This window comes from Shewanella sp. 11B5 (assembly GCF_002836795.1).
In the GTDB taxonomy this organism is placed as follows: domain Bacteria; phylum Pseudomonadota; class Gammaproteobacteria; order Enterobacterales; family Shewanellaceae; genus Shewanella; species Shewanella frigidimarina.
The window spans coordinates 1-5,281 of record NZ_PJAP01000545.1 but is presented as its reverse complement, the minus strand read 5'-3'; the positions used below and the strand labels follow the sequence as shown (position 1 = coordinate 5,281).

Genomic DNA, 5,281 nt, shown 5'->3' with positions numbered 1-5,281 from the left:
GGGCTAAATTACCACTACAAATCAGCTTAGTCCCCTCACCCATACGAGTGATCATGGTTTTAATTTGTGACGCTGTTAGGTTTTGACATTCATCTAAAATAACCACCGAATTTTGAATAGAGCGGCCGCGCATAAAGTTAATCGATTTAAACTGAATGTTGGCTTTTTCCATTATGTAATTAACGCTACCAGCTGGGTTTACATCATTTTTATGGAGCACTTCAAGCGTATCGGTAATTGCAGCAAGCCAAGGGGTCATTTTCTCTTCTTCGCTGCCAGGTAAAAAACCTATCGATTCAGCAATTTCAGGGGTATTACGGGTGACGATAATTTTATCATATAACTTACGTTCAACTACCAATTCTAATGCCGCGGCCATCGCCAATAGCGTCTTGCCGCAACCTGCTGGTCCCGTCAAAATAATCAGTTCAATATCAGGATCTAACAAGGCATCAAGTGCCATACCTTGGTAAATATTCTTTGGGTTAATGCCCCACGCTTCATGATGTAATAAGCGATCTCGGCCGCGATCGATCATCTCTAAATGTTTATCGGTTTTACTGACCACTCGACCACAAAAATCTGAGCTGTCATCGATTAAATACTGGTTAAGATAAAAGTTTTCATTACCAAGATGTTCCAATGGCACTTGGTGAACCGTATGTAACCCTCTACGTTCAGTGGAAACTTTATCGACATTTTGCCAAAAATCCCCAGAAAATTGATAAAAGCCTTTCGCGAGAAAGCGCACATCATCAATTAACTGATCGCTGCGGTAATCTTCTACACGCTCAATACCTGCACCTTTGGCTTTTAAGCGCATGTTAATGTCTTTGGTGACTAACACGACGGTGCGAGGAAAATGGATTTTTTGTAAATGCAGGGCGGTGTTGATAATGCGGTTATCGTTATTGTCTCCAGGCAGCGAGCCGATGATAAACTCTACTTGATGATCTGGGAAAATCGATAAATGGCCAGAAACCTGAGAATGTTCTTCGCGAGTAGGCAATGCTACGCCTTTTAAAATTTGCTCCGGGGTTGTGGGACCACCAAGAATATCTTCTAATGCACGTATGGCAACTCGTGCATCACGACTCACATCTCGCTTGCGATCCTTAATACTGTCGAGCTCTTCTAACACTGTCATGGGAATAATTACATCATGTTCTTTAAACGAATATATCGCTAAAGGTTCATGTAGTAACACGTTGGTATCCAGTACAAACAACTTTTTGTCGTTTTGTTGCATGGTGCCTCCAGAGTGCTCTCAATGAATAGATATCAGTATCACTTAACTAAACGTATAACATTAAAGGGATAATTAAAGTCTCTATTGAAAACAGGCCATTGCCATGAGCAATGCTGCCTTAATAAAATATGCCATTTGTTGGGTTAGAACTCAATGTCATCATCATCGCCTTTGTTTCACACTATGACGTCAATGTGACGCTAACATGTCAAGATGATGTAAAAATGAACATCTAAACGATAAATCAATGCTAGAATTTCAATCTGGATGGGTTTGGTTTAACATACGCCCCCTTTTTTGTTTCACGCAATAAATGAGAGTAAAAGATGCCGTTTGCCTTAGGTCAACGCTGGATAAGTGATACCGAGTCAGAACTCGGATTAGGAACAGTCGTTCAAGTTGAAGGCCGCATGGTTACGCTGCTATTCCCTGCCACTGGAGAAAACCGGATGTTTTCTCGCAGTGAAGCTCCCTTAACCCGAGTTATTTTTAACCCAGGTGACACTGTCGAAAGCGGTGAAGGTTGGAGTATCACCATTGAAGAGCTTGAAGAAAAAAACCAATTGGTGATTTATCATGGTATTCATAGCGAGACTCAAGAAAAAGTCAGTCTTCGTGAGACCATGCTAAGCCACAATATTCGCTTTAATAAACCACAAGATCGTTTATTCGCCGGACAAATTGACCGCCTCGAACGTTTTGGGGTGCGTTATCAATGTCAGTTATTGCGCCACAAATTAGCCACCTCAGATTTACTCGGCCAGCAAGGCCCACGCGTAGGCTTAATTGCACATCAGCAGTGGATCGCTCATGAAGTGGGTAGCCGTTACGCTCCACGCGTATTACTGGCTGATGAAGTCGGTTTAGGTAAAACCATTGAAGCTGGCTTAATTATTCATCAGCAATTACTTACTGGTCGTGCTGAACGTATTTTAGTCATTGTGCCGGACACACTACGTCACCAATGGTTAGTTGAAATGTTGCGCCGCTTTAATTTGCGCTTTTCAGTGTTTGATGAAGATCGTTGTGTAGAAGCGTATGCCGACAATGACAACCCGTTTTACACCGAACAATTGATCATTTGCTCACTTGATTTACTGCGTAAGAAAAAACGTCTTGAACAAGCTGTAGATGCTGATTGGGACTTAATGGTTGTCGATGAAGCTCACCATTTAGAATGGTCAGAAGACGCACCAAGTCGCGCCTATAAAATCGTCGAAGCGTTAAGTGAAGTGGTCCCAGGCGTATTGCTCCTTACCGCGACCCCTGATCAACTCGGTCATCAAAGCCACTTTGCTCGTTTACGTTTGCTCGATCCTGATCGTTTTTATGATTACGATGCTTTTTTAGCTGAAGAAGCAAGCTACAAAGATGTGGCAGAAGCGGCTGAAGCATTAAGTCAGGATAAAAAATTACCCGACAGCGCAATTAATAGCTTAACTGAGTTGCTTAGCGAGAAAGACATCGAGCCAAGCATTCGTTTGATCCAGTCAAAAGATGTTGATGCAGAATCACAGCAAGCGGCACGTCAAGAATTGCTCCAAGAATTACTCGACCGCCATGGCACTGGCCGCGTACTGTATCGTAACAGCCGCGCATCAGTTAAAGGCTTTCCGAAGCGTTTATTTAATGCTTACCCACATGACATGCCTGCGCAGTACGTTACCGCTGAACGCGTTAACGCCATGATGGGCAGTGCCAAGCAGCCACAGGCCAAAGCAGCACAAGCATTAAGCCCTGAGAAGCTTTACCAGGCATTTGAAAACGACAGTGCCAGCTGGTGGAAGTTTGATCCACGGGTAGACTGGTTAATTGAGTTTCTAAAATCGCATCGCAGTAAAAAAGTACTGATTATTGCTAGCCAAGCAGAAACCGCATTAAGCCTTGAAGAAGCGCTGCGAACCCGCGAAGGTATTCAAGCTACGGTATTCCATGAAGATATGTCGATTATCGAACGCGATAAAGCCGGCGCTTACTTTGCTCAAGAAGAAGGTGGCGCTCAAGCATTAATTTGTTCTGAAATTGGTTCTGAAGGACGTAACTTCCAGTTTGCTAGCCATTTAATTTTGTTCGATTTACCGCTCAACCCTGATTTATTAGAGCAGCGTATTGGCCGCTTAGATCGTATTGGACAACAAAACGATATCCAAATTCATTTGCCTTACTTGCGCGATACCGCTCAAGAAAGATTGATGCGTTGGTATCATCAAGGACTCAATGCATTCGAACTCACCTGCCCGAGCGGTCATGTGTTGTTTAACGAATTTGCCGATGAACTGATTAACGTACTTTGCGACGACGATGAAGATCTGATGACTCAATTGCTGAATCACACCCAGCATCGTTATAAAGAACTTAAACAGGCAATGGAGCAAGGTCGCGATAAACTACTTGAGATCAACTCTCATGGCGGCGAGCGTGCCAATGCATTAATTAAGCGTTTATCAGACAGCGATAACGATACTCATCTCATCGGTTCGGTAATCCGCTTGTGGGATATTATTGGTGTCGATCAAGAAGATCGCGGTGAAAACTCAATCATTTTACGCCCGAGTGAACACATGATGTTCCCTACTTATCCTGGGTTAAATGAAGACGGTATTACTGTGACGTTTGATCGTGAAACCGCTTTGTCTCGTGATGACATTGCATTTATCACCCAAGAGCATCCTTTAGTACAAACCGGCTTAGATTTAATCACCGGCTCAGAAACGGGCACCACCAGTGTGGCAATTCTAAAGAATAAAGCGCTTCCAGCAGGTACTCTGTTTTTAGAATTGATTTACATGGCCGATGCCTCAGCACCAAAATCGACTCAGTTATACCGTTATTTACCACCGACACCTATCCGTGTGTTACTGGATAAAAATGGTCTTAACATGGCAGACAAAGTGGACTACGCCAGTTTTGATAAACAGCTAAGTGCGGTAAATCGTCACATCGCTAGCAAGCTCGTCAATGCCTCACAGCCTATTTTGCATCCGCTATTGGCCAAAGGTGAAGAGTATGCAAAAGAGTCGCTTACGCAGCTAGTCGTGGATGCCCGCGCTAAAATGACTCAGCAACTTACAGGCGAACTGGAACGACTTGAAGCCTTAAAAGCCGTAAATCCGAACATTCGTGAAGACGAGCTAGAATATATTCGTAATCAAATGACCGAGATAACTGGCTACATGGATAACAGTCAATTACAGCTTGATGCAATACGTATGGTACTTGTCAGCCACGTATAACGGCTAACAAGCATTAAACAATATTGTAGTAATCATGTCGTGTAACCAATGCCCTGTATATCAGGGCATTGTTTTTATTCGCCGTTATACATTAAGCTAACCGCATTATGGTTTCATTCGCTCGAGGTTATGGTGCAACTAGGACAATTTAGTCAGTTATTAATCGTAACGATAAGCATATTGCTGGCAGCGCCTAGCGCAAAGGCACAGCAACCCTACGGTCACTTACCTGCCGATGAAATCAAATTTATCACTATTGACGGTAAGCAAACTGAAGTGCTTGTAAGGTCTTGGCAGAGTAAAAAACACTTTGGTTCGGCGATGATTATTGCAGCCTCTGACACCGATGCTGATGCTGCCGGCTTAGCCAGCTACTTACGAACCAATATTAATGCTCGCGGTTGGGCGAGTATTAGCTTAACGCCAGCAAAAGGGCTATATCGGCCTAACTATGCAACAAAACCTGAAGAAGTCACTAAAGCAGGCACCGAACAACTGCAATTAACCAGCAATAAAAGCACTCCAAAGTATGAGTCATCTCAGTTGCTTGAGCTACGCAACTTTCAGCAAAGTAATCTCAATGAGGCCCTAAACCAATTAACCTCAACCACCAGTTTATTTCCTGGGGGCAAGATTCTAATTGTTATTGATGACACAGCCGGAATGGTCACGAATCTGCTTTATGACAAAAAAATCCCTACCCCTGATGTGCTAGTCATCGTCAATGCTTATCGCGAGTTTGAGTACTTAATTGATCCGCAAAGTCAGCGTAAATCGATCGCCGAGCAATTAGTCACCA

At 43.4% G+C, this 5,281-nt stretch carries 3 protein-coding genes; 2 read left to right on the top strand and 1 reads right to left on the bottom strand.

Annotation, left to right across the window (positions count from 1 at the left end; translation table 11 throughout):
* Window positions 1-1,249 (bottom strand): PhoH family protein (locus CXF78_RS12830; RefSeq protein WP_102037016.1); only part of this gene is annotated, 1,249 nt, incomplete at its 3' end.
* Window positions 1,250-1,575: 326 nt separating this feature from the next.
* On the opposite strand from CXF78_RS12830, the gene rapA reads away from it, so the two are divergent.
* Together rapA and CXF78_RS12820 are read left to right on the top strand one after the other, a co-directional pair.
* Window positions 1,576-4,482 (top strand): RNA polymerase-associated protein RapA, encoded by a 2,907-nt coding sequence (gene rapA, locus CXF78_RS12825; protein ID WP_011638927.1) that lies wholly within the window; start codon window positions 1,576-1,578, stop codon window positions 4,480-4,482.
* Between the two features lie 48 nt (window positions 4,483-4,530).
* Window positions 4,531-5,281 (top strand): DUF3530 family protein (locus tag CXF78_RS12820; RefSeq protein WP_102037017.1); only part of this gene is annotated, 751 nt, incomplete at its 3' end.

Excerpts from the sequence above, each read along its gene's own strand:
- rapA (WP_011638927.1), top strand. The coding sequence starts at position 1,576 with ATGCCGTTTGCCTTAGGTCAACGCTGGATAAGTGATACCGAGTCAGAA.